This window comes from Calothrix sp. CCY 0018, assembly GCF_963920925.1.
Classification (GTDB): Bacteria; Cyanobacteriota; Cyanobacteriia; order Cyanobacteriales; family Nostocaceae; genus Rivularia.
The window spans coordinates 35299-56992 of record NZ_CAWUDI010000028.1 but is presented as its reverse complement, the minus strand read 5'-3'; the positions used below and the strand labels follow the sequence as shown (position 1 = coordinate 56992).

The 21694-nt window shown below is 39.1% G+C and carries 18 protein-coding genes and 1 tRNA gene; 10 read left to right on the top strand and 9 right to left on the bottom strand.

Translation table 11 applies throughout. From position 1 onward, the window contains the following. Nucleotide 1: 1 nt before the first annotated feature. On the top strand, nucleotides 2-415 hold the full coding sequence (atpC, locus tag ACM03V_RS20310; protein ID WP_414622607.1) for an ATP synthase F1 subunit epsilon: 414 nt from the start codon (nucleotides 2-4) through the stop codon (nucleotides 413-415). An 853-nt stretch (nucleotides 416-1268) separates the two neighbouring features. On the opposite strand, the gene ACM03V_RS20305 is transcribed toward atpC, so the two are convergent. Beyond that, entirely contained in the window at nucleotides 1269-1616 is a 348-nt protein-coding gene (locus tag ACM03V_RS20305; protein ID WP_414622606.1) for a 30S ribosomal protein PSRP-3, read from the bottom strand. A gap of 265 nt (nucleotides 1617-1881) precedes the next feature. On the opposite strand from ACM03V_RS20305, the gene ACM03V_RS20300 reads away from it, so the two are divergent. Together ACM03V_RS20300 and ACM03V_RS20295 are read left to right on the top strand one after the other, a co-directional pair. Continuing rightward, a complete protein-coding gene (locus tag ACM03V_RS20300) occupies nucleotides 1882-2691 on the top strand; it encodes a TIGR01548 family HAD-type hydrolase (RefSeq protein WP_414622605.1) in 810 nt (269 codons plus the stop codon). An 87-nt stretch (nucleotides 2692-2778) separates the two neighbouring features. Then, nucleotides 2779-4083, top strand: coding sequence for a phthiocerol/phthiodiolone dimycocerosyl transferase family protein (locus tag ACM03V_RS20295; protein ID WP_414622604.1), 1305 nt, complete (start codon nucleotides 2779-2781; stop codon nucleotides 4081-4083). A 105-nt stretch (nucleotides 4084-4188) separates the two neighbouring features. Here ACM03V_RS20295 and ACM03V_RS20290 read toward each other — a convergent pair whose 3' ends face one another. From ACM03V_RS20290 to ruvB, 3 genes are all read right to left on the bottom strand, one after another. Beyond that, complete coding sequence (locus ACM03V_RS20290; RefSeq protein WP_414622603.1) at nucleotides 4189-5433, bottom strand: alpha-1,2-fucosyltransferase; 1245 nt, start codon at nucleotides 5431-5433, stop codon at nucleotides 4189-4191. Between the two features lie 583 nt (nucleotides 5434-6016). Further along, complete coding sequence (locus tag ACM03V_RS20285) at nucleotides 6017-6826, bottom strand: tetratricopeptide repeat protein (protein WP_414622602.1); 810 nt, start codon at nucleotides 6824-6826, stop codon at nucleotides 6017-6019. 188 nt (nucleotides 6827-7014) lie between these two features. After that, nucleotides 7015-8124, bottom strand: a complete 1110-nt coding sequence (ruvB, locus tag ACM03V_RS20280) for a Holliday junction branch migration DNA helicase RuvB (protein ID WP_414622601.1) — start codon at nucleotides 8122-8124, stop codon at nucleotides 7015-7017. A gap of 182 nt (nucleotides 8125-8306) precedes the next feature. Between ruvB and hisF the strand changes: the two genes are divergently transcribed. The 5 genes from hisF (at nucleotide 8307) to ACM03V_RS20255 (ending at nucleotide 10919) form a co-directional block, all read left to right on the top strand. Beyond that, on the top strand, nucleotides 8307-9074 hold the full coding sequence (gene hisF, locus ACM03V_RS20275) for an imidazole glycerol phosphate synthase subunit HisF (protein ID WP_414622600.1): 768 nt from the start codon (nucleotides 8307-8309) through the stop codon (nucleotides 9072-9074). 107 nt (nucleotides 9075-9181) lie between these two features. Further along, on the top strand, nucleotides 9182-9376 hold the full coding sequence (locus tag ACM03V_RS20270; protein WP_414622599.1) for a hypothetical protein: 195 nt from the start codon (nucleotides 9182-9184) through the stop codon (nucleotides 9374-9376). A gap of 113 nt (nucleotides 9377-9489) precedes the next feature. Beyond that, nucleotides 9490-9562: transfer RNA gene (locus tag ACM03V_RS20265), tRNA-Ala, on the top strand. 239 nt (nucleotides 9563-9801) lie between these two features. Continuing rightward, nucleotides 9802-10368, top strand: coding sequence for a Uma2 family endonuclease (locus ACM03V_RS20260; protein WP_414622598.1), 567 nt, complete (start codon nucleotides 9802-9804; stop codon nucleotides 10366-10368). A gap of 11 nt (nucleotides 10369-10379) precedes the next feature. Then, nucleotides 10380-10919, top strand: coding sequence for a Uma2 family endonuclease (locus ACM03V_RS20255; protein ID WP_414622597.1), 540 nt, complete (start codon nucleotides 10380-10382; stop codon nucleotides 10917-10919). A 56-nt stretch (nucleotides 10920-10975) separates the two neighbouring features. Here the strand turns inward: ACM03V_RS20255 and ACM03V_RS20250 are convergent, their stop codons facing one another. The 4 genes from ACM03V_RS20250 to ACM03V_RS20235 all read right to left on the bottom strand — a co-directional run bounded on the left by ACM03V_RS20250 (nucleotide 10976) and on the right by ACM03V_RS20235 (nucleotide 18425). Continuing rightward, entirely contained in the window at nucleotides 10976-14044 is a 3069-nt protein-coding gene (locus ACM03V_RS20250) for a filamentous hemagglutinin N-terminal domain-containing protein (RefSeq protein ID WP_414622596.1), read from the bottom strand. 440 nt (nucleotides 14045-14484) lie between these two features. Next, complete coding sequence (locus ACM03V_RS20245) at nucleotides 14485-16737, bottom strand: tetratricopeptide repeat protein (RefSeq protein WP_414622648.1); 2253 nt, start codon at nucleotides 16735-16737, stop codon at nucleotides 14485-14487. Nucleotides 16738-16776: 39 nt separating this feature from the next. Next, on the bottom strand, nucleotides 16777-17034 hold the full coding sequence (locus ACM03V_RS20240) for a hypothetical protein (protein WP_414622595.1): 258 nt from the start codon (nucleotides 17032-17034) through the stop codon (nucleotides 16777-16779). 569 nt (nucleotides 17035-17603) lie between these two features. Continuing rightward, nucleotides 17604-18425, bottom strand: a complete 822-nt coding sequence (locus tag ACM03V_RS20235) for a D-alanyl-D-alanine carboxypeptidase family protein (RefSeq protein ID WP_414622594.1) — start codon at nucleotides 18423-18425, stop codon at nucleotides 17604-17606. A gap of 99 nt (nucleotides 18426-18524) precedes the next feature. Here ACM03V_RS20235 and ACM03V_RS20230 point away from each other — a divergent pair, with 99 nt between their 5' ends. Continuing rightward, nucleotides 18525-19445 (top strand): AEC family transporter, encoded by a 921-nt coding sequence (locus tag ACM03V_RS20230; RefSeq protein ID WP_414622593.1) that lies wholly within the window; start codon nucleotides 18525-18527, stop codon nucleotides 19443-19445. A gap of 203 nt (nucleotides 19446-19648) precedes the next feature. Here the strand turns inward: ACM03V_RS20230 and ACM03V_RS20225 are convergent, their stop codons facing one another. Continuing rightward, nucleotides 19649-20167 carry a phosphoribosyltransferase gene (locus tag ACM03V_RS20225; RefSeq protein ID WP_414622592.1) on the bottom strand — a complete coding sequence of 173 codons (519 nt, stop codon included), beginning with the start codon at nucleotides 20165-20167 and terminating at the stop codon, nucleotides 19649-19651. Nucleotides 20168-20232: 65 nt separating this feature from the next. Between ACM03V_RS20225 and ACM03V_RS20220 the strand changes: the two genes are divergently transcribed. Then, the gene (locus ACM03V_RS20220) at nucleotides 20233-21666 is read left to right on the top strand and encodes an MFS transporter (RefSeq protein ID WP_414622591.1); all 1434 of its coding nucleotides are present in this window, start codon (nucleotides 20233-20235) and stop codon (nucleotides 21664-21666) included. Nucleotides 21667-21694: the final 28 nt, after the last annotated feature.

Genomic DNA, 21694 nt, shown 5'->3' with positions numbered 1-21694 from the left:
AATGACATTAACCGTTCGTGTAATTTCCCCAGATAAAACAGTATGGGATTCAACGGCTGAAGAAGTCGTTTTACCAAGCACCACCGGACAACTCGGTATTCTTAGCGGACACGCACCAATGTTGAGCGCCTTAGATACAGGTGTAATGCGAGTGCGTGCCGATAACAATCAAAATTGGGTAGCGATCGCACTTTCTGGCGGCTTTGCAGAAGTCGAAGATGATGAAGTCACAATTTTGGTTAATGCTGCCGAGCAGGGTGATTCAATTGATCTTGAGGAAGCCCGTAGTGCTTTCAACGAAGCCCAAACTCGTTTGAACCAGGTAGCACAAGGGGACAGACAAGGCCAAATCAAAGCAACCCAAACCTACAAACGCACCCGCGCTCGCTTTCAAGCCGCTGGCGGTATGGTGTAAGTATCTGGTTATTTGCTTACTTGGAATTTAAACTAAAAACTCCTCCTTTTGATCTATAAGGAGGAGTTTTTAATTTTACAAGGTATTTGGGCATCGGGAATTGGGCGTAGGAGGAGGGGGGAGAAATAAATAATTACGAACTTGCTACTCATAACTCCTAACCATGCCCCATGCCCTATGCCCAAATCATTTCGTAACATTAGACACACTAAAGTAGTAACACTCATCACCAACGAACTTTGATCCACGGTTTGGAACTTCTAGCCCAATTTGGCTGAATAGTCATTGATTATGCTTAAAAATCCCAACCCAGAACTAGTGTTATCTTCTAAATCAGCTTCCGCATTTCTTTCCAACTGGCGAATATAAAGCTCCAGATGATCTGAGTTATTTAATTCATTAATAAATTGTTTTAACCTGGTTATATTCCATTACGGTTTTTATCCAGCAACGCCTGTTTGATTGATACTTTACCGATATTGGAATTTGCGATCGCCTTCCCTGCTAGTATCTGTTAACTATATTGCAACTATATGATACTTCCGGCTTGAGTTAATACACTGAAAAAAAGATGTTGAATTACACGCAATCAAATTTAACGAATGCATTTAAGAATGTTTATTAATGCTATTGATTGTAGATTCGTTAGCTAAGTATTTTTTCGTATTTTGTACTATGAAAACGCGGTTTAATTAATTTTTAGTTGATTTATTAGTTAATTGAAGAATTACCCAACAGCTAAAGAACCCGGTTTTTTTTTAACCGGGTTCCTAAATTCTTACGTTGGCGCAGTCCGAAGTTAAAATGTATGATTTAACAATGCTACATCAAGGGATGTCAGAATAACGCAGTCTTAATTACTACCTGTAAAGATGACTTCAGGGAATTTGCCTTGAGCCTCAGTCATTGGTCGTTTTCTACCTTCTTCTTGCCAATAATTAATAACTTCCGTAGCTTTATTAAGCAACTCAACCCGCTCCAATTCAGCAATCCAGTGTTTCGACTCTAACTCATTTTTCAACTCTTCCCACGCATCAGTCCGAGGCCAAAAAAAGTACTTAGTCAAAGGGCTAAAACCCTTACCTACCACCTGATCGACAGCCAGAGCCACATTATCATCCAACCATAGAATCTTCAAAATAAACTTGGCTAACTGCTCTTGAGTTTCAGTTTGAGTTTCAGTTTGAGTTTGATTTTCCATATATTTCAGCAACCATTAATAACAACAGCAATCGCCTATTTTAACTTAATACCTTACCATCTGAGCAATTAGGATGGGGAGATGGGGAGATGGGGGGATGGGGAGAGAGGGGGTAGAAAGATTCTTAACTCTTAACTCCTAACTCCGGGCCTCCTAACTCCTAATCCAAAATCTAAAATCCAAAATCTTATAGCTCTTAACTGGAAACTGATAACTGATTGCTGTTAACTGTTAACTGTTAACTGTTAACTGATAACTGAAAACCGTGAATCAAGAAAATTCAATTCCAGCCATTGTTGTCTTTGATATTGATGGCGTAGTGCGCGATGTGTCGGGTTCCTATCGACGAGCGCTAGCAGATACTGTAGAGGAATTTACAGCCCAAGCATATCGTCCTACAGCAGATGATATTGACCGTCTTAAGTCCGAAGGTGTATGGAACAATGATTGGGAAGGTTCTCAAGAGTTAATTTATCGTTACTTTGAAACTCAAAAACAATCCCGCGAGCAAGTAAATCTTGATTACAACTCGATTGTTGACTTTTTTCAATCGCGCTACCGAGGTACGGATTCTAATAATTTGACGGGATATATTTGCGATGAACCCTTACTATTACAGCCTAGCTACTTAAACCAACTTTCTGAAGCTGGTATTCGCTGGGGATTTTTTAGCGGTGCAACTCGCGCTTCAGCTACCTATGTTTTGCAGCAACGTCTCAATTTACAATCCCCCGTATTAATTGCAATGGAAGATGCACCAGGTAAACCAGATCCAACGGGACTATTTTCTACACTTGAGTTACTAAAAAATGGTGTTGATAATATTGATAATACGAATAATTCGCCACCAGTGATTTACGTAGGTGATACGGTAGCCGATATGTATACCGTAGAAAAAGCACGAAACAATCAGCCAGATGGTACTTGGATTGGTGTAGGAGTATTACCGCCTCACGTACAGGAAACAGCACAAAAACGCGATGCTTACACCCAGTCACTTAAGAAAGCCGGAGCAGCAATAGTTTTAAGTAACGTACAAGAATTAACTCCAGAAAAGATTCACGAACTAATTTAAAAGTTAGGAATTTTTCTACCCCTTCTACCCCTTCTACCCCCTCTACCCCCTCTTCCCCTCTCCCTTGTCCCCATCCCCATTAACACCATGCTTGAAAACAGAGAACTTGCTGCTCACGAGCAAGCAATGGAAATTTTAAATAATCTTGCAGCTTCGTTTAATATTGTGACGATTAGCCGTATAAAAAGAATTATTAGTGAGGAATTACTAAGACAAGCGCTTAATATTACCCAAAGTCGTCATCCTTTACTTAATGCTCGGATTGTCGCCAAATCAAATAGTTTTTGGTTTGAAGATAAAGCAGATAAAATTCCGTTATCAGTTGTGAAAAAGCAACAGATACATCAGTGGGAAGAAGTTGTTGTCGAAGAATTAAATCAAAAAATTAGTAGCGATAAAAATCTGTTGCGAGTCACACTTATTAACTTTGAGGAAGAAGAAAATATTTGTTATCTCATCACAACCATACACCACGCGATCGCAGACGCTTTATCATGTATCCAATTGCACTCGGAAATACTAACTAATTGTCAAAAAATTACCGAAGGGGAAGTAGAAACTAATATTACTCAGTTAGCTCAACTACCTTCTATTTACAAACTTATACCAAAATCACTTCAGGGTTTTACTGGAGAAATAGGTAATGTTTTGTATCTATCGCGGTTAAAATTGCAGTTGATTCGATCTAAACCAGCAAGTTTAAATTTTGAAAAAAACGTAGCTTTAGAATCTCGTAGCTGCGGTATGGTTCATAGAAAGCTCGATTCAGAATTAACTGCGTGCTTAGTAGATGTTTGTAGGCAACAAAAAACTACAGTACAAGCTGCTTTAGGTGCTGCAATGTTGTTTGCACTTGCCAAAAAAACTAATACTCAAAGAAAAAATAATTATTTTAGCTTTCGTTCAGCTGTCAATGTACGTCCGCGTTTACAACCACAAGTAAACAACGAGCATCTAGGTGCAATTGTTTCTTGTATCCTTTCTTTTCATAATTTAAAAGAAAATAATAATTTTTGGGATTTAGCACGAGATATTAAACAAAAACTTGAAAAACGTTTAGCAACCAGCGATGTATTCAGATTCCTTACGGTATCTAAAATGCTTTTACAATCTTTGTTAAATAATCCCGAACAATCGCCCGGTAGCGCTCATTTAACTAATGCAGGTCGCCTTACAATTCCCCAAAATTACGGGCAATTTGAATTGGAAGAAATTAGTTTTGTTGCAGCACAAGCAGCATTTGGAGGTATTTTTGCTGCTGCTGTTTCCACTTTTAGAGGACAAATGTTCTTGAATTTTATCTTTTCCCAACCTTCAATTAGTACGGAAACAGTAAAAACTTTAGCTTCGGATATGATTTGTGTTATTTCTGAGGTTTGTAATCAAAACTAGTACTCCACCACATTAAATATGATGGGCTTATTACCCCCCATTCCCACATCTGGGAAGGGGGCTGGGGGGTTAGGTTTCCGAAAATTTGATATTAACAAACAAAGTTTAGCTATTGCTTTTCCAAATATTACGCCAACCTAATGTATATAGTAAACTTTTAAAAACACCCAGCATTCCTTGAATTTGATATCCTAAAAATGCTTGAATCATCCATGTTTTTAAAGAATTTTTAGGATAGTAAATAAAGATGAATTTGAGCATTCCCCATATCCCTTGAGTAATGCGAGTAGTATAAACAGCATCACCGTAAGTTTTGAAAGATTTTTGCTGTGGGTATCCTATGTGTAAAAGCGGTACGCTATTCCAAGGATCGAATTGCTCAAATTTTTCTGAAAAATTCCACGTAGGGCGAACAAACTTTGTACCGCGCTGGTTTAACATACACGCAGTAAAACTAAAGATACTATTGCTGATAGCCGCTATATCGCAATTGCTGAATAAGAAAAAATCGGTGTAAAACCCGATATCTAAATCTTTCATTCTTTCGGGTAGCTTGATATCTAAATCTTTATATGTGATGGGTGAAAATTTTTTAAAATCATTAATTACATTATCTAAATCATCGCTACACAGAAAAAGAACCGGATTTTCTAATTCATCCCAGATACTTTCAAGCCACTCGCACCACCATTTTGAAGGAACTACAAGGGTAAACCCAGCCATTGGCACCGAAAAAAAATCACCCCGTCGAATATGAACCCCAACTATTGTTTTACCTTGGGAACGAAGAACTTCTAATCCATCTAATAATGCAGACTTTAAATCGCTGACGGGTTCAAACCAAGAACGAATATCTTCTTTATATGGCTGTAAATAATTAGTGTGAACTTGGAAATATCCCCATAAATCGACATTTACCAAATCACTTTCAATCATTTCTTCTCCATGAATCCGAAAACTGTTTTGATCTGATAGTTTCTCTATATAAGGAATGAATTCAGGAATGTAATCAAAAAGATTGGGGCCATAATACGATTTTTCAACCGCTAAAGGTAAGCGTTTAGAAATTGGTGCATCCTCAAGTCCAAATAAAGTTTGTCCTATCCAAGGAGAACATTCCATTCGTGCATTAGACTTCTTCGCACAGATTTTTAAAAAAGCATATTGAAATAGTTGGTTTCCAAATCTCCCTAAATCGCCCAAAGACGACATACTAATAACAGGTTCGTTGGAAACTGTAGCGTCATCGGCGGATAACTCTTTGATTCGATCTGCATCTATTTGAAAAGTTTTAAAAACGCTAAACCCTTTATTAGTTTCGGGTTGACGCGCATATTTATTTTTTGTCATTAAGCCCCGATATTTTGAAAAAATTACTGTTTGCTAATACAGAATTTATTCGTAATTGCAGGGTCTTAATGTTAGTTCATAACATGAAAAAAAAATTCATATTGCTATCTTTGAACTAATACTGGCTTATTTATAGATGCAGTTCTTTAGATGATATTAGTAGCCGCAAAACCCTCATAATTAATGTATTAAAATGCTAATACTACACCACACTAATACTTCACCACATTAATTCTAAAGGCTTCGTAGTAAGGGCTGTCTTCTCTCGGATTTAGGACTAAAGTCCTTACTACAAACTTCTAACAACATATTGTTTCTAAACATCTCGAATTGCAATTTGTAATTTAACTGACATCTTGCACCATTTTCAACACCGCCTTGGAATTTATTCCAAGGCTCAAATACAAAGTCTGATAAATCAGACTGAGCAAGGCTTTTAGTACGTTTTAACGTACTTTGTATATTAGCCTTGAAATTGATTTCTCTGCGAGAAAGCCTCCGGCTTACAAGGCGGGTATTCGGGCTTAACAACAATGGTGCAAGATGTAAGATTTAAAGAACTTATCAACAACTAAAATCACTATCACTGCAATTTCAAAAACTTATCTAAAGCAGCTACCATACTATCGGGCCACCGTCGCACGTTTTTTACCCAATCAATATCTTTATAACGACGATCTAATCCGTAAGCAGCTACCCAATTGCTCTCAGCTTCACCTTTTTCTCCTTTAGCCCAAAGTGCAGCGGTGAGGGATGCGCGTACATCGGGAAACTGAGGATATTTACGAATAATATTTTTCATTTCTCTTATAGCTTTATCTTCTTGACCAGTTTCATAAAGCGCGAGAGCGTAGTTAGCACGGGCAAAAGCGAAATTTGGAGCTTTTTCCGCCGATTTTTGATAGTCTGCTATCGCTTCTTCCCACCTTTTCAAACCAGCTTTGGCATTCCCCCGATTGTTATACGCCATTGCATCCGACGGATCTAATTCTAAAATATAGTTATAATCGGCGATCGCTTCATCCCATCTTCCCAAACCTTCTAAAGCAGCTCCTCTATTCAAATAAGGATCTGTTGCATTAGGAGCAAGTTCTATCGATTTGTTAAAATCTGCCAGGGCTTCTTCTAACTTATTTTGACTAATTCTAGAATTTCCCCGATTACTCCAAACTGCTGCATTATCGGGAAATTTTTCAATGATTTTTGTCCAATACTCTTCAGCTACAGCAAAATCACCTTTATTAGTAGCAGCAAAAGCCTTATTCCCTAACTCATCTCGTTGTTTTAATTCTTCTTTTGTTAGCTCAGAATTTTGATTTGTGAAAGCATAAACAGGTTCAATCCAGCTAAATAATAGAATTAGGCTTAGTAATATTCCAAGTAGTTTGATCATAATAATTAATTGATAATCAAATTGAGGTATAAAAGACGGAACCGAAGCTTATACCACAAAAGTGTATTTGAATCCAGTAATAATTGCTATAGCTATAAGTTATGAATTTGGAAGAAAGAAATAATTAATAACTCATAACTCCTATGAGACGTAGCAATGCTACGTCTCTACAATTTCCTATTTTTACGTTAAGAAAGCAAAGATAGCTGTTCGTTTGGCGGCTTAAAACCTAAGTGCTTGTAAGCCGCAGGTGTTGCTACCCTACCACGAGGAGTCCGCTGTAAGTAACCAATTTGCATCAAATATGGTTCGTATACTTCTTCAATAGTTTGCGTGTCCTCACCCGATGCAGCGGCAATCGTGTCTAAGCCTACGGGACCACCACTAAACTGTTCTACTATCACGCTTAACATTGTTCTGTCAGTCCAATCTAAGCCGCAAGGGTCTACCTGGAACAGTTGCAGCGCTTCTGCTGCGACACCTTCATTTATTTTGCCGGATGATTTAACTTCAGCATAATCGCGAACTCGCTTGAGTAATCTATTGGCAATACGCGGCGTTCCTCGCGCTCTACGTGCAATTTCTAACGCCCCATCTTTAGTTACATCGGTTTTAAGTACTTGAGCGGTTCGTAAGACAATTTGACTGAGTTCTTCTACTTCATAAAATCTCAGTTTTTGAATTAAACCAAAGCGATCGCGCAAGGGAGAACTCAACGCTCCGACACGGGTTGTCGCTCCAACTAAAGTAAATTTTGATAAAGGGATACTGCGGGTACGAGCGCTAGAACCTTTGCCTATAGTAATATCTAAACGATAATCTTCCATCGCCGGATATAATATTTCTTCGGTCATTCGAGAGAGGCGATGAATCTCATCAATAAAGATAATATCCCCAGGTTTAAGATTGACAAGCAGTCCCATAATATCTCTGGGACGTTCCAAAGCCGGAGCGCTAGTAATTTTATAGTTAACTCCCATTTCAGATGCTAAAATCATTGCCATTGTAGTTTTACCCAATCCTGGGGGACCATAAAGCAGCAGGTGGTCTAATACTTCACCTCTGGATTTAGCTGCTTTTATTGCAATGTCAAGTACATCTTTTAAATCTTTTTGCCCAATATAATCGGCAAATTGCTGTGGACGAATACCAACTTCACTATTATCAATATCATAAGCAGCTGCTTGGGGTTGCAAAAGTTTTTCGTCGCCCGGTTCAGGAGCAGTTTTCTTCAGATGACGGGGTTCCTTGTCTGGTTCTTGAGGCTGGGGCTGTTTTTTAGAGGAGATAATCGCCATAGTCCGCTCATAGATAATGTTTTACTTGTTCTAAAAATGAGAGCAATGCTTGTTTTCGTCGCCGCAATAAATGCGAGAAAACACGGTATCAAAATTTTTTTGTCGAGTAAGCTGCGTCAGCTTTAGAATTTATATTTCGGGTATATTTCGGGTAAATACGATGGGAGTGCTTTCATAAAATCATGCTAGCTAAGAGAATCTTACCGTGCTTAGATGTCAAGGCGGGACGTGTTGTAAAAGGAGTTAACTTTGTAGACCTCAAAGATGCTGGCGATCCGGTAGAGCTAGCAAAGGTTTACGACGAAGCTGGTGCAGATGAGATAGTGTTTCTGGATATTACAGCCACTCATGAAGATCGAGGCACGATTATCGACGTAGTTTATCGAACTGCCGAACAGGTATTTATTCCATTAACTGTAGGTGGAGGAATCCAAACCTTAGAAAATGTTAAAGAACTGTTACGAGCTGGGGCAGATAAGGTTAGTATTAATTCAACAGCGGTACGAAATCCAGACTTTATTAATCGGGCCAGCGATCGCTTTGGCAATCAATGTATTGTTGTCGCTATTGATGCTAAACGAAGGTCAGATACGGAAAACTATGGTTGGGATGTTTATATTCGTGGTGGACGGGAGAATACTGGTTTAGATGCCCTAAAATGGGCCAAAGAGCTTGAAGAAAGAGGCGCGGGAGAACTATTAGTAACAAGCATGGATGCTGATGGAACTCAAGCCGGTTATGACATTGAATTAACAAAGTCAATTGCGGACTCTGTAGGTATTCCAGTAATTGCTTCCGGCGGCGCTGGAAATTGCGAACATATATACTCAGCCGTTACCGAAGGTCAAGCGGAAGCGGCACTATTAGCATCGCTTTTGCACTACGGACAGCTTAGTGTAGCGCAAATCAAGAACTACTTAAATGAGCGAAAAATTCCCGTGCGAAATTAGCTTTGGCAAGAAAAAATGAAGCGATTATCAATGTCTAAATTACTTCAACACGGTTCTTAGAAACGATGTTAATATAAATTAACAATAATTAATAAAACTTAAGAAATATGTTGATTCCTATTTTAGTATTTGATGTAGCTTTAGTAGCATGGTCTTTACACCTAATGGAAAGAGCATTTGAAGACAAAGAATTTTCATTGATGCTGGCTGGTATGTTGGTTGCCCTAGCAGCCGCCGCCATGATGGTAGTTTACTTCCTCATGGGGCACTGTATGAGCTACTTACTACAAGCTTCATCATAATTTTTTTGTTACTAAGTAATTAATTTGATTGTTATACTTGCTTATACTTATTATTAAAATTTGTATATTGACAAATAGTATAGAATTAAGGCATCATTAAAGATGCATTTTGCGGGGTTATAGCTCAGTTGGTAGAGTGCCTCAATGGCATTGAGGAAGTCAGCGGTTCGAATCCGCTTAGCTCCATATTTTTAAGTGGGTCATAAATTAGGATACCTGGCGACTAGAAGTCGCGGCTGCACAGGCAAAACCTGCCTCCGCAGGTTAAATTTTCTCGTTTTCGTTTGTTATAAGGTTTTGCCTTGTAATGCATTTAAGTAAGGCTCTGCCTTCCATTTATACTGGAGGCAGAGCCTCCGGTTTATGGGTTCCCACCCAGAGACTGGGAACCAGTAAAACCAGTAAATCTAAGACCCAAAATTGAAATGGTTGTACAATTGCTCAGACGGAAATTTACTGTCGAACAATTCCATAAAATGGCAGAATCTGGCATTCTGAATGAAGATGACAGGGTGGAATTGATTCGCGGTGAAATAATTGAAATGGCTGCGATAGGATTAAAGCACGCTGCTTGTAGAAGACGTTTAAATTATTTTTTGTCTCAAAAATTAGGCGATAAAGTAATTATCAGTATTCAAAATGCTGTTTTACGAAATGAAATTTCCGAGACGCAACCAGACGTAGTTTTATTAAAACCTCGTGAAGATTTTTACGCATCAGCACATCCACAGCCAAAAGATGTTTTTCTCGTCATAGAAGTTGCTGATATTACTATTAAATATGATAGAGAGGTGAAAATTCCTCTTTATGCTGAAGAAAGTGTAATAGAAGTTTGGTTAGTTGATATTAATGATGAATGTATAGAAGTTTATCAAGAACCTGCTAATGGTGAATATAAGAAAGTGCAGAAATTTAGCAGGGGTGAAAGTTTAATTATTCAGGCTTTTAGTGATGTAAATATTAGCGTGGATGAGATTTTAGGGAATATTTAAAGGAATTAATTATGGTAGTAGCGAAGGTTAAATGGGATAATTTTTCTCTAGAAGATTTTACGATCAATCCACCAGAAAAAACAGAATGGGTGGATGGTCAATTAATAGAAAAAGCGGATATGACCCTCAGACATGGGAAAATTCAATTAAGGCTTGGTCGCTATTGGCAAGATTATAAAGATTCTAGCGGACAAGGAGGCGAAGTTTATACAGATGTGCCTTGTCGTACAAATCAACAAGGGCGTTCTCCCGATGTAGCTTATTTGACTCCCGAACTCGTAGCCCAATTTGGTGATGTTGCGACTTTACCGCAAAGTTTTCCTTTGAGTGCTGAGATTGTTTCCCCTACGGATTTAGCAGAGAATGTATTGTTAAAAGCGCAGGAATATTTAGAATCTGGTGGTGAAGAAGTTTGGTTAGTTTATCCTGAGAGTCGCTGGGTGATGGTTATTATTGAAAACCAGGGTTTGATGTTTAAATCTGGTCAAATTGTGAGTACGCAAAAGGTGTTGAAAGGTTTTAGTGTAGCGGTGGATGATTTATTGGCTTAAGACCAATTTGAGAATAAATCAAAGTTGATAATTAAACAAGCAATCCCTGCATTCCCTCACTTCCCACACTCCCGACTCAGGATACTTTGCCCATTCGCCAAACGATAAACGCCGGTTGGTTCGACAATCGGATCGCCCATTTTCCAGCGACGGCGAGGTTTTACCGAGGTATCATCAGGTACGGATTGTACATCAACAGCAGAGTATTTTGAAGGAACTGCATCACCGGGACGATAGGGGAAACCTTGACTACCAATAATATAGAAAGTGCCGTTTCTTTTCTTACTTCTGACTACACAGCTAGTAGCAATTAAGGCTTCGCTATCAATTGTGTTTTGGGCTAATTCTATGAGGCTGTTTTGAATATTACTATTATTAGGTGCATTAATAGTTGTTACACCTTGAACACCTTGTTGGGAACTGGCTGTAATATCGCTTTGATCGGTTTGTTGGATACGAGCTTCGATACCAAAGACACCTTGAGAGTCAATTGCAACGCTACCACCACTACCGGTGAAAGCATTGGCAGTGATATCGCTGTTTTCTTTGGGTATGGCGACGATAAATTTTGAATCAATATTGATGTTACCACCATCACCGCCTTGTTGTTGAGTACCTGCATTGGTGCTGATTTGGCTACCGTGACGGAGCAGCAAAAAATCGCTGAGATTGAGTAAAATATTGCCACCATTAGCATCAGCAATTGATTCAGAACTTATAAAGCTTCGTTTATTAAGAGTAAGCTGGGATGCATTAATATTAATGTTTCCAGCAGCATCTTGAATTTCCGTGTTAGCTGATAGCTTTGCTCCGTCAGTTACAAGCAGAGAATTTGTGGTGATATTAATATCTCCACCTTTACCGGAAGTTCCTGGAAGCCGATTTTGTTGACTAGCAGCACTGATAATGCGGACATCGGAACCTGTCAAAGTGATAGAGTTTGCGTTAATCAATATATTCCCTGCATCGCCTTGTCCCTGAGTTCTAGTATTTATTTCTTGATCGCCAGAGAGAGATAGACTATCTGTATTAATTATGATATCGCCACCTTGTCCCACTGCTTCAGGTTCTACTTGGCTAAAAGCACCACTAGTAAATTCTTCAGAACTACCACTAAATGTGATGCTATCTCGCGCATTGATAATAATATCACCTGCATCGCCTTTAGCTTCAGTGTCTGCACGCAAGTTAGAACCACTATCTAGTAGCAGTGAGCCTGTTGTAATTTTAATATCTCCTCCTTTACCATCGCCTCCATTCTCATTTTGAGTTTCACAAGCACAAGTAACTTCCGTAAAAATATCAGTGCTTCGTAATAAAACTACTTCATCTGATGCTTCAACGATCACACTGCCAGAATCGCCTTTACTCGATGTGCTGGTAGTGATTTGAGAATTCGATGCGCGTAAAGAGCCTGTTTTGATGTAAATGTCGCCACTATTGCCTTCACCGCTATCGTTAACTCGGCTTAGAATCAAAGTTCCAGCTTGTCCAGCGCGAGTAAGCTCACCTGGTTGCTCTAGAGAAACTAAGTCGCGGGCGACAATACTTATTCCTCCAGAATTTCCGCGTCCATCAACATTTGAGGTAATAACAGCTAGATCGCTGAGAAATAAAGAACCCGTGTTAATGCTAATACCTCCACTATCGCCAACTCCTCCAAAACGAACATCATTTTTAATTCCACTTCTACCTTCTCCAAACAGAGAAAGTGTGTCACGGGCTGTGATGGAAATTTTACCTGAATCGCCTTCATCATAGGTGCTGGAACTGATTACCGCACCATTTTTAATAAAAACGTTTTCAGCTAGAATACTAATGTCACCACCACGCCCTGTGGCTCCATTGTATACATCACTAAATGAAGCGCTGGGAAATCCATTGCCAACTCCATCGAAAGTGATTGTATCTGTGGCTTGAATCGTGATATTTCCTGCGTTTCCTTGCCCAAGAGTAAAAGAGTTTATTTGAGCGCCATTAGTTACAGACAGCGAACCTGTTGTAATATCGATATTTCCAGCATTACCCTGTGATTGCGATCGCACTATATTAAATGGGGCACTAGGAAATCCATCGCTCGTGATTCCATCAAAAGAAACTACATCTGTAGCATTAAGCGTAATATCCCCCGCAACAGTTTCAGGTGTCCCCAAACCTTGCCCAATACCAGCAGAAAGCTGACTTCCTGACAATATTTCTATATTTCGAGCATTAACGGCAATATCACCACCACCAGCGGCTTCTACAAATACAAACGCATTTGTCAGCGATACATCCCCGCGAGTCACATTTTCGGGAAATCCCAATTTAAAATCATCACCATCTATATCTAGCGCTACAGTTCCAGGTGCTGCCAATCCTCCTAACTCAACTCTCCCACCATAAGCGTTTAAGTTCCCCCCATTCATGTTGACATTACCACCTAAAAGCAGCAAACTTTTACCATCGGGAACCCGCAAACCGGATACGTCAAAACCTGCTGGATCTGTTCCTGCTGGCGCAACTGAATTATTTTGAATCGCTGCATTTTGATTAATTTGATTAAATAACAACGCATCCGGATTCACAGTTAATAAAGGTGGTGCTTGGGGGTTGGTAGCGCTAAAAAATCCTTGTTCACCAAATTTAATTGCATTCGCACTTGTCCCCATAAAGGAACCGTTTACATCTAAAGTGGCATTTTCTCCAAAAACAATTCCGTTGGGATTAATTAAAAACAGATTTGCATTAGTTGGATCGAAATTTCTATTTGATATCGTTCCCAAAATTCCATTTATAGAAGAACTATTATTTCCAGTTACTCTTGTTAAAACATTTTGAATCGTATCATTGGGAACAACAAAATAAGCTCCTCGCCCTTGATTGATGTTAAATTCCTGCAAACTATGAAATAAATTTTGACCCCGCTCGGCTCCACCTTCTATCAAAGTGCTGGGAATACCATCTGGATTATTTATATTATTGTTAATTGCTGAAGCTTCAATTCCTAAACTTTTATCTGGGACAATATTAATATTGCTTTGAGCAAAACAGGGATTAATTGATGTTACGCTTCCACCAATACATCCTAATAGTAAAATCTTTATTCTCAAATTCCAAAAGTTATTAAACTTAGTGCTTCTCATTACACCGCTCCGAAAAGGTTGAACAAAACGAAACCTTGACTTAATATTTCGGGATAGGGATTAGGTAATATCGACGGTTATATAAATAGTTAAACATAATTAATTACACAAATTACAAAATGTAAGTAAATATTTTTGTATACTTACTTAAGTAAGTCGCCAGAAATCAAACCAACTATATAACGTGCAGAGGTTCCCCCCGTTGAGCAAAGTTCGGGGCATCCCTGCCATTGGTGTCAAGTTAAGAAAAATGGATTTGTGTCAAGTGATTACGATTGAGTATTTCTGTAGAAATGGTTTTTCGCAGCTTGTACTTTTTTAACCGCGCTCAATTACAAAACCCAAAGTTAGAATTAATACCTTGGCTCGTTGAACATCATTTAATTGCAAAGTGCTGTACAATTGCTAAATTTAACAATACTTTTTCCCTTAAAATAATCCTACTCCGCTTCACCAATCAACGTAAACGCCGCCCAATGTATCGGTTCTGGGTGTGTTTTCATAGTTTTCAACATAGCATTACGTAAGGAAGCAGCTTTATCTCCTGTTTTCTCCCACTGACGATAAAATTCACTCATCAAATCCGATGTGGAATCATCAGGAATCTTCCACAACGAAACAATTACACTTGATGCACCAGCAGTTATCAGCGAACGAGATAAGCCTATCACTCCATCCCCGGTAATTTGTCCTCTACCCGTATCGCAAGCACTAAGTACAATTAAGTCGGCATTTAGTTTTAAATCTATAATTTCTGTGGTTTTGAGTAAACCTTCGTTTACATTGCTCAATTGATCGGCTTTATTAAAGCGGGTATCTGGTGCAAGCGCTATAGCTCCAGGAGTACGTTCCCCAAAATCCTTGCCGTCAAGCAATCCATGTGTTGCAAAGTGAATAACTCTAGCGCTAGATATTTTTTGCAGTACGGTAGATTTGGTAGCTTGATTTCCTGTAAATGAAGTAGTGTTGAAAAGTTTAGCGATCGCCTTTGCTTCTGTTTCTGCACCTGGTAGTGGAGGTAGTTGCGCCGGTGGAATTCCTACAATCGGCATGGTAGGATTACCTACAATTAAGAAATCTTTTGGTTGTAAAGAGTTTAAGTTTAATTTCGCTGTATTATTTTTATTTGTCAGTTCCAAAACTTGAATTGCTGGCGCACTCATGACGGTATGTTTTTCAATTAGATATTTACCCGATGCATCCATCAACGCTGAGAAAGGAACTAAAAATAACGATTCGTGAGGAATAAAAATTACGCGATCGTCTGGGTTTGTGGGGAGATGTGAAGCGATAGGTTTGATTAGTATTTCATGCAGCTTTTGTAAGTTTTGTTTTTGATTAACTGGTTTAGTTGGTTCTACATTTATACCCCTTGCACCGATTGAAACACGACTGTTTTTTACAAGTTCTGCTAAAGGTGTATCGAGGGATTTTATATCAACTTGTTTAAAAGTGACTTCTCCCGTAGGTTTGATTACCCAAATGTAGAGTTGTGATTTATCAATTACGGAATATTCTACAAACGTTGCTTTTTGCTGTTGTGCAATTTGCTTAATTTGTTCGATGTTGGGGGGTTTGATATTTGATAGTTGGTTGGGGTTAAATTTAGAGGATAATAATTCTATTAATGCCCTAGCTCGACCGCGTTCGGATATTTCTAATGCTTCGGTAGTTTTATTTTGTGCGATTAAGGCTATTTGGAGATGACGGTAAGTATGAGCTTGTGTTTCAAATATTGAGATTTTCTGGTCGTCAGTTAATCCAGGTCTTAGAGATTCTAAAATCTTTATTGCAGCGAATAGATTTTTTTCAGCTTCTGGATATTTGTTAATAGTATTGTAGAGTGCGCCAATATTGTTGAGAGTTTTACCTTCCCCCGCTTTATAATCAATTTGTTTGACAATAGCTAAAGCTTGTTGGTAGTAATCCAAGCTGAGGGTGTATTCTCCCAAACTGTTATAAACTCCTCCAATATTGTTAAGAGTAGTACCTTCCATTAGCTTATCGCCAACTTGTTTGTGAATAGCTAAAGCTTGTTGATAGTAATCCAATGCTTTGGGGTATTCTCCTAAATTGTTGTAAACTTCTCCAATACTGTTGAGAGTAGTACCTTCCCCTACTTTATCGCCAATTTGTTTTTTAATAGCTAAAGATTTTTGGTAGTAATCCAAGCTGAGAGTGTATTCTCCCAAATTTTCGTAAACTAAGCCAATATTGTGGAGAGTAGTACCTTCCATCAACTTATTACCAACTTGTTTGTGAATAGCTAAAGCTTGTTGGTAGTAATCTAATGCTTTGGGGTATTCTCCCAAACTGTTATAAACTTCTCCAATATTGTTGAGAGTAGTACCAACACTTGCTTTATTACCAACTTGTTTGTGAATATCTAAAGCTTGTTGGTAGTAATCCAATGCTTTTTTGTATTCTCCTAAATGGCTGTAAACTGCTCCAATATTGTTGAGAGTAATACCAACACCAGCTTTATCCTCAACTTGTTTGTGAATAGCTAAAGCTTGTTGATAGTAATCTAATGCTTTGGGGTATTCTCCCTTCAGGCGGTAAACTAAACCAATATTGTTGAGAGTAATACCAACACCAGCTTTATTACCAACTTGTTTGTGAATATCTAAAGCTTGTTGGTAATAATCTAATGCTTTGAGGTATTCTCCTAAATAGCGGTAAACTAAGCCAATATTGGTGACAATATCACCTTCTTCTTTACGCTCCTTAATTTATCTAAAAATAACTAAAGCTTGCTCAAAATTATTTAACGCTTCTCGATATTCACCTCTTCTCAACTGCTGCACACCTAATTCATTCAACCGCAACGCTTCATTATTACGCTGTTTGTTACCTTCTACCTGCGCTATCTTCACTTCTTCACTAGCAACAGATGATTTGGCAACGGATGAGTTATTCGTCAATACAGCTTCCACGGGTGAGGAAACTAAAAACACGGTTGCAGCAAGCAATTTAAGACTGTAGTGCATGATTCAATCCTTTAAAAGATTTTACTAACAATTTTTTATATCTCTGAGCAAGTAGAGGGTATGCAATAATTTTTGCAGTAGCTCAGATAATTTATCAGTATTTTTATTGATTGAATACGAAGTTTTATGCAAAAATACTTATCTTTTTACGGTTGGAGGTAAAATCGTTAAATTTAGCTTGTGCAGGTGGGCTTTGTAGTTGTAGCCCTAGCCTTCGCGGGCTGACGACGGTTGCAGAATTGGTATCAAAATTTTCATTCCCGAAACAAAGATTTCTCGTTATCCCCATAAATAAAGAGACGTAGCACTGCTACGTCTCTACATCATTAACTTTTTAACCCACGCAGGTGGGTTTTGCCTGTGTAGCCGCGAATTATATTCGCCAGGTAAATTTCCTTCCTCTAAGAGAATGTTTGGAAAGTCTATAAAAAATATACCTAAAACCTCTCTCCAAACCTCTCTCCTGCAAGGAGAGAGGCTTATTATCCCCATTCCCTCGTAGGGAAGGGGGGTAGGGGGGTTAGGTTTCCGGTATTTTGAGGTAAAACATAATACTTTTCAAACAACCTCTAAGACTCCGGTGTCGGAACTGGCTTAATATCCTTTGCTTTATAAAATGTCTCCAAACTATCTCTATCGCCAACAAACCTCCAGTGCCAAGGTTCGTAACTTACACCTTGTGGATTATCTTTAGGAAATGAAAGTTCAAATCCATAACGTGGAGCATTTGCTTCTAACCATTTAAAAGCTTTGGTATTTTCAAAATTTGTACTTAAATTAGTTGCGGGTACTGCACCATCACCTACATCTAAAGCGTAACCCGTGTGATGTTCGCTATGTCCGGGAGGAGCGCTGACTGATGCTCTTTGGGCTGGTGTTTGATTGCGTTGGGCACCGACTTTAAAAAATAACTGTTCCTGTTCTTTTACCGAGCGAAATCCTGAAATTGGTACCAATCTTATACCGGCTTTTCGAGCATCTTTTACCATCTGCTCAAACTTTTTACCTGCGGATTTTCGTAACCTTATCCGTTTTCCGCCTGCATTAACTGCTACAATTTCCGATTCTGGAGCTTCTTGATATTCTAAATGACCTAAAAGCGCATTATTCTTTTCTTTGTTGACAGAATCGCTATCTTGTGTATTAAGCGAAGCCGAACTGGTAGGCAAAGGTTGCTGTTTTGCAGTATTTTTCGGTGCAGCTATGTAAAATATCAAACCACTGATTGCAGCAAGCACAGCAAAACCCATTACTCCGGCGATCGCCAAAAATGAAGGGCGTAAACCTAATTTGGGAGCCGCATCAGGAGTATCGCGCAAAGCTTGGGGAATATCTTCGCTAATTTCGGAGGGGGTTGAGTTTTGTGCTTCCTCGTAAAACTCATTATTCAAGGCTCAACTCCTGATGAATGTTCGGTAATTATTAGAGATTGTAGACTGTAGAGAAAGAAACCTGTTAGATAGTAGGTTACATATGCAATTGCTGATTTTGTGTTAGAAAACATCTTAGAACTTTACTTTAAGCTGATTGGAACGGTTTCAATAGGATTTTTCTTAGGGCGGTTGCTACCGAATACAGTTATAAATCGCTTAGGTAAGTTCCTGTTTTGGATCGGAGTACCAATAGGAATTGTCGCTTTTCTACGCAAAACTGATTTATCGGGAGCAATTTGGATTGCACCGACAGTAGCTTACGCAGCGATGTTACTCGGAGCATTTTTTGCTGTCGTTAGCATAAAATTGCAAAGTTATTTTACAACTACAGTCCCATTACCGCCGACTCAGGGAAGTTTAATTATATCGGCGATGGCAGGAAATACGGGTTTTCTTGGCTATCCTATCACTTTGGCAGTATATGGTACTCAGTATTTTGCCTGGGGATTATTTTACGATTTATTAGGTTCGCTGTTTGTCACTTGGGGTTTTGGCGCAGTTATCGCAGCCCGTTTTGGCGGTAGCGCTAGTAATTTCTGGCAGATTAGCAAAGTAATATTAATCAATCCTGCTTTATGGAGTTTCGGATTCGGCTTATTGTTTCGGCAAGTAGAAATTCCCCAGTTAGCAGAGTTTCTTTTGGGCAACTTGGGTTGGAGTGGTGTAGGTTTGTCATTAATTTTAATGGGAATGCGATTGAGCAAGTTGACGAATTGGCACAATTTACCCGCTTCAGGAATTAGCCTCGCCATCAAAATGCTATTAGTACCCCTCATCTTGGGCAGCATTTTCCAACTTGTCGGTTTAACAGGCACTCCGGCGAAAGTAATTTTACTGCAAGCTGCAATGCCTCCGGCTTTCTCCACCTTAATAATTGCCGAAATCTTCAATCTCGACAGCGACTTAGCAGTTACCACAGTAGCAGCAGGAACATTACTATTACTTTTAACTCTTCCGATGTGGCTGTTAGTATTTTAGATTTTGGATTGGTAATTGGTAATTGGTAATTGGGCATGGGGGATAGTTAGGAGTTAAGAGTGATATTAAAAATTTCTCCTTGTCCCCTTGTCCCCTTGTCCCCTCTTCTCCTTGTCTCCCCTCTTCTCCTTGTCTCTCCTTGTCCCCTTGTCCCCTTGTCCCCTCTTCTCCTTGTCTCCCCATCACCCCATCTGCCTATCACATCAACAAAACTGACTCACCTTCTGTGCAAGCTCCGCTGGGTTTGTAAATTCATAACCTTCAAACGGTTGATGTATCCAGGGGTTATCAGATAGATAATCCGCATAGTAATCGGGGACTATTTCCGAACAAGCTTTATACCAAATAACGGCGGTACGAATTTCTTCTATAGTGGTTTTGCTATTTTTCTTTAGCCAAGGAATAGTCTCTTCAAGCGTAACTCCTGAATCTACTAAGTCATCAACTAAAAGGATTCGGGAACCTAACGTTTCTGAAGTCATTGTTAAATGTTGAGAAAAGGTTAGTTGCCCCCTTTCTTGCTTGCCCGCACCGCTGTAAGATGATGTGGCTAATATTGCTAGCGGCTGCTTGTATATACGGGATATAATATCTCCGACTCGCAGTCCACCCCTGGCAAGGCAGACTATTTGATTGAATTCCCAGCCGGATTGATAGATTTGAGCAGCGAGTTGTTCTATTTTGTGGTGATAATCTGACCACGAGATATAAAGGTCTGGCATAAGAGAGGTAATTTAAAGCTAATAGTAGATGCCAAATCTTTTATTGTAATACGAGTGTAGGTATTATGAGCGATTCTGTGGCTGATGGTTATCCCCAAAAGGTTGATAAAGATAAAAAACTCAACTTAAAGACCAAGTTGGCTTACGGTGCTGGGGATTTGGGACCTGCTATTACTGCGAATATTTCCGTATTCTTTCTGTTAGTTTTTTTTACTAATGTCGCGGGTATTCCGGCGGGTTTAGCTGGCAGTATTTTAATGGTGGGGAAGATTTGGGATGCTGTAAATGACCCATTTGTAGGGGTTTTAACGGATAAAACAAAATCGCGGCGTTGGGGTCGTCGTCTTCCTTGGTTGCTGTATGGCGCGATACCTTTTGGTATTTTCTTCTTTTTACAGTGGATTGTACCAACTACTAATGTTTGGGGATTGTTTTGGTATTACGTCATCATTGGGGTGATATCTCAGGTATTTTATACGATAGTCAATTTGCCTTATACGGCGATGACTCCAGAATTAACTCAAGATTACGACGAACGAACCAGCCTTAATAGTATTCGCTTCGCTTTTTCTATTGGCGGTAGTATTCTTTCATTATTATTAGCACGATTAATATTTGCCTTAATTGAGAATCGGCAACAGCAGTATTTAGTTTTAGCAGGAGTTTGCGCTGTAATTTCGATTTTGGGACTATTTTGGTGCGTCTGGGGAACTCGCGATCGCGTTTTGGCTTTTGAAGCGAAACGTACTCAAAGCGACGAAAGCGAATCGATTCCCATCAAAGAACAAATCAAAATCGTCTTTAATAACAAACCTTTTTTATTCGTAATTGGTATATATCTTTTTTCCTGGTTAGGGGTACAAATAACAGCCAGCGTTATTCCTTATTTTGTAATCTATTGCATGAGGCTAAAGGAATCAGATGTACCTACAGTGATGATTGGGGTACAGGGAACCGCTTTATTGATGCTGTTTATTTGGGGTGCATTGAGTAAACGAGTAGGGAAAAAAGCCGTTTACTTCATGGGAATGTTTTTATGGATAATTGCAGCTACAGGATTATTCTTCTTACAGCCCGGTCAAATTGGTTTAATGTACGTTTTAGCCGTATTGGCAGGTTGCGGAGTATCAGTTGCTTATTTGGTACCTTGGTCAATGATGCCAGATGTAATTGAATTAGATGAACTACAAACCGGACAAAGACGTGAAGGATTATTTTACGGCTTTATGGTTTTATTACAAAAATTTGGTTTAGCTTTCGGTTTATTTTTAGTGGGAATCGCTTTGCAGGCTTCAGGCTTCCAGGAAAACGTTCCCGGACAAACTGAATTACCAATACAGCCAGATGCCGCCCTAACAGCCATTCGTATCGCTGTCGGTCCGATTCCCGTAGTATGTTTAATTTGCGGATTATTTTTAACTTATTTTTATCCCATCACCCGCGAAATGCACGCCGAAATGTTACTTAAGCTCGAAGAAAAACGGAAGAAAGAGGAATGAGGAGTTAGGAGTTAGGAGTTAGGAGTTA

Excerpts from the sequence above, each read along its gene's own strand:
- hisF (WP_414622600.1), top strand. The coding sequence starts at position 8,307 with ATGCTAGCTAAGAGAATCTTACCGTGCTTAGATGTCAAGGCGGGACGT.
- ACM03V_RS20240 (WP_414622595.1), bottom strand. The coding sequence starts at position 17,034 with ATGCACTACAGTCTTAAATTGCTTGCTGCAACCGTGTTTTTAGTTTCC.
- ACM03V_RS20255 (WP_414622597.1), top strand. The coding sequence starts at position 10,380 with ATGGTAGTAGCGAAGGTTAAATGGGATAATTTTTCTCTAGAAGATTTT.
- ACM03V_RS20290 (WP_414622603.1), bottom strand. The coding sequence starts at position 5,433 with ATGACAAAAAATAAATATGCGCGTCAACCCGAAACTAATAAAGGGTTT.
- ACM03V_RS20285 (WP_414622602.1), bottom strand. The coding sequence starts at position 6,826 with ATGATCAAACTACTTGGAATATTACTAAGCCTAATTCTATTATTTAGC.
- ACM03V_RS20260 (WP_414622598.1), top strand. The coding sequence starts at position 9,802 with ATGGTTGTACAATTGCTCAGACGGAAATTTACTGTCGAACAATTCCAT.
- atpC (WP_414622607.1), top strand. The coding sequence starts at position 2 with ATGACATTAACCGTTCGTGTAATTTCCCCAGATAAAACAGTATGGGAT.
- ACM03V_RS20250 (WP_414622596.1), bottom strand. The coding sequence starts at position 14,044 with ATGAGAAGCACTAAGTTTAATAACTTTTGGAATTTGAGAATAAAGATT.
- ACM03V_RS20270 (WP_414622599.1), top strand. The coding sequence starts at position 9,182 with ATGTTGATTCCTATTTTAGTATTTGATGTAGCTTTAGTAGCATGGTCT.
- ACM03V_RS20305 (WP_414622606.1), bottom strand. The coding sequence starts at position 1,616 with ATGGAAAATCAAACTCAAACTGAAACTCAAACTGAAACTCAAGAGCAG.
- ruvB (WP_414622601.1), bottom strand. The coding sequence starts at position 8,124 with ATGGCGATTATCTCCTCTAAAAAACAGCCCCAGCCTCAAGAACCAGAC.
- ACM03V_RS20225 (WP_414622592.1), bottom strand. The coding sequence starts at position 20,167 with ATGCCAGACCTTTATATCTCGTGGTCAGATTATCACCACAAAATAGAA.
- ACM03V_RS20220 (WP_414622591.1), top strand. The coding sequence starts at position 20,233 with ATGAGCGATTCTGTGGCTGATGGTTATCCCCAAAAGGTTGATAAAGAT.
- ACM03V_RS20295 (WP_414622604.1), top strand. The coding sequence starts at position 2,779 with ATGCTTGAAAACAGAGAACTTGCTGCTCACGAGCAAGCAATGGAAATT.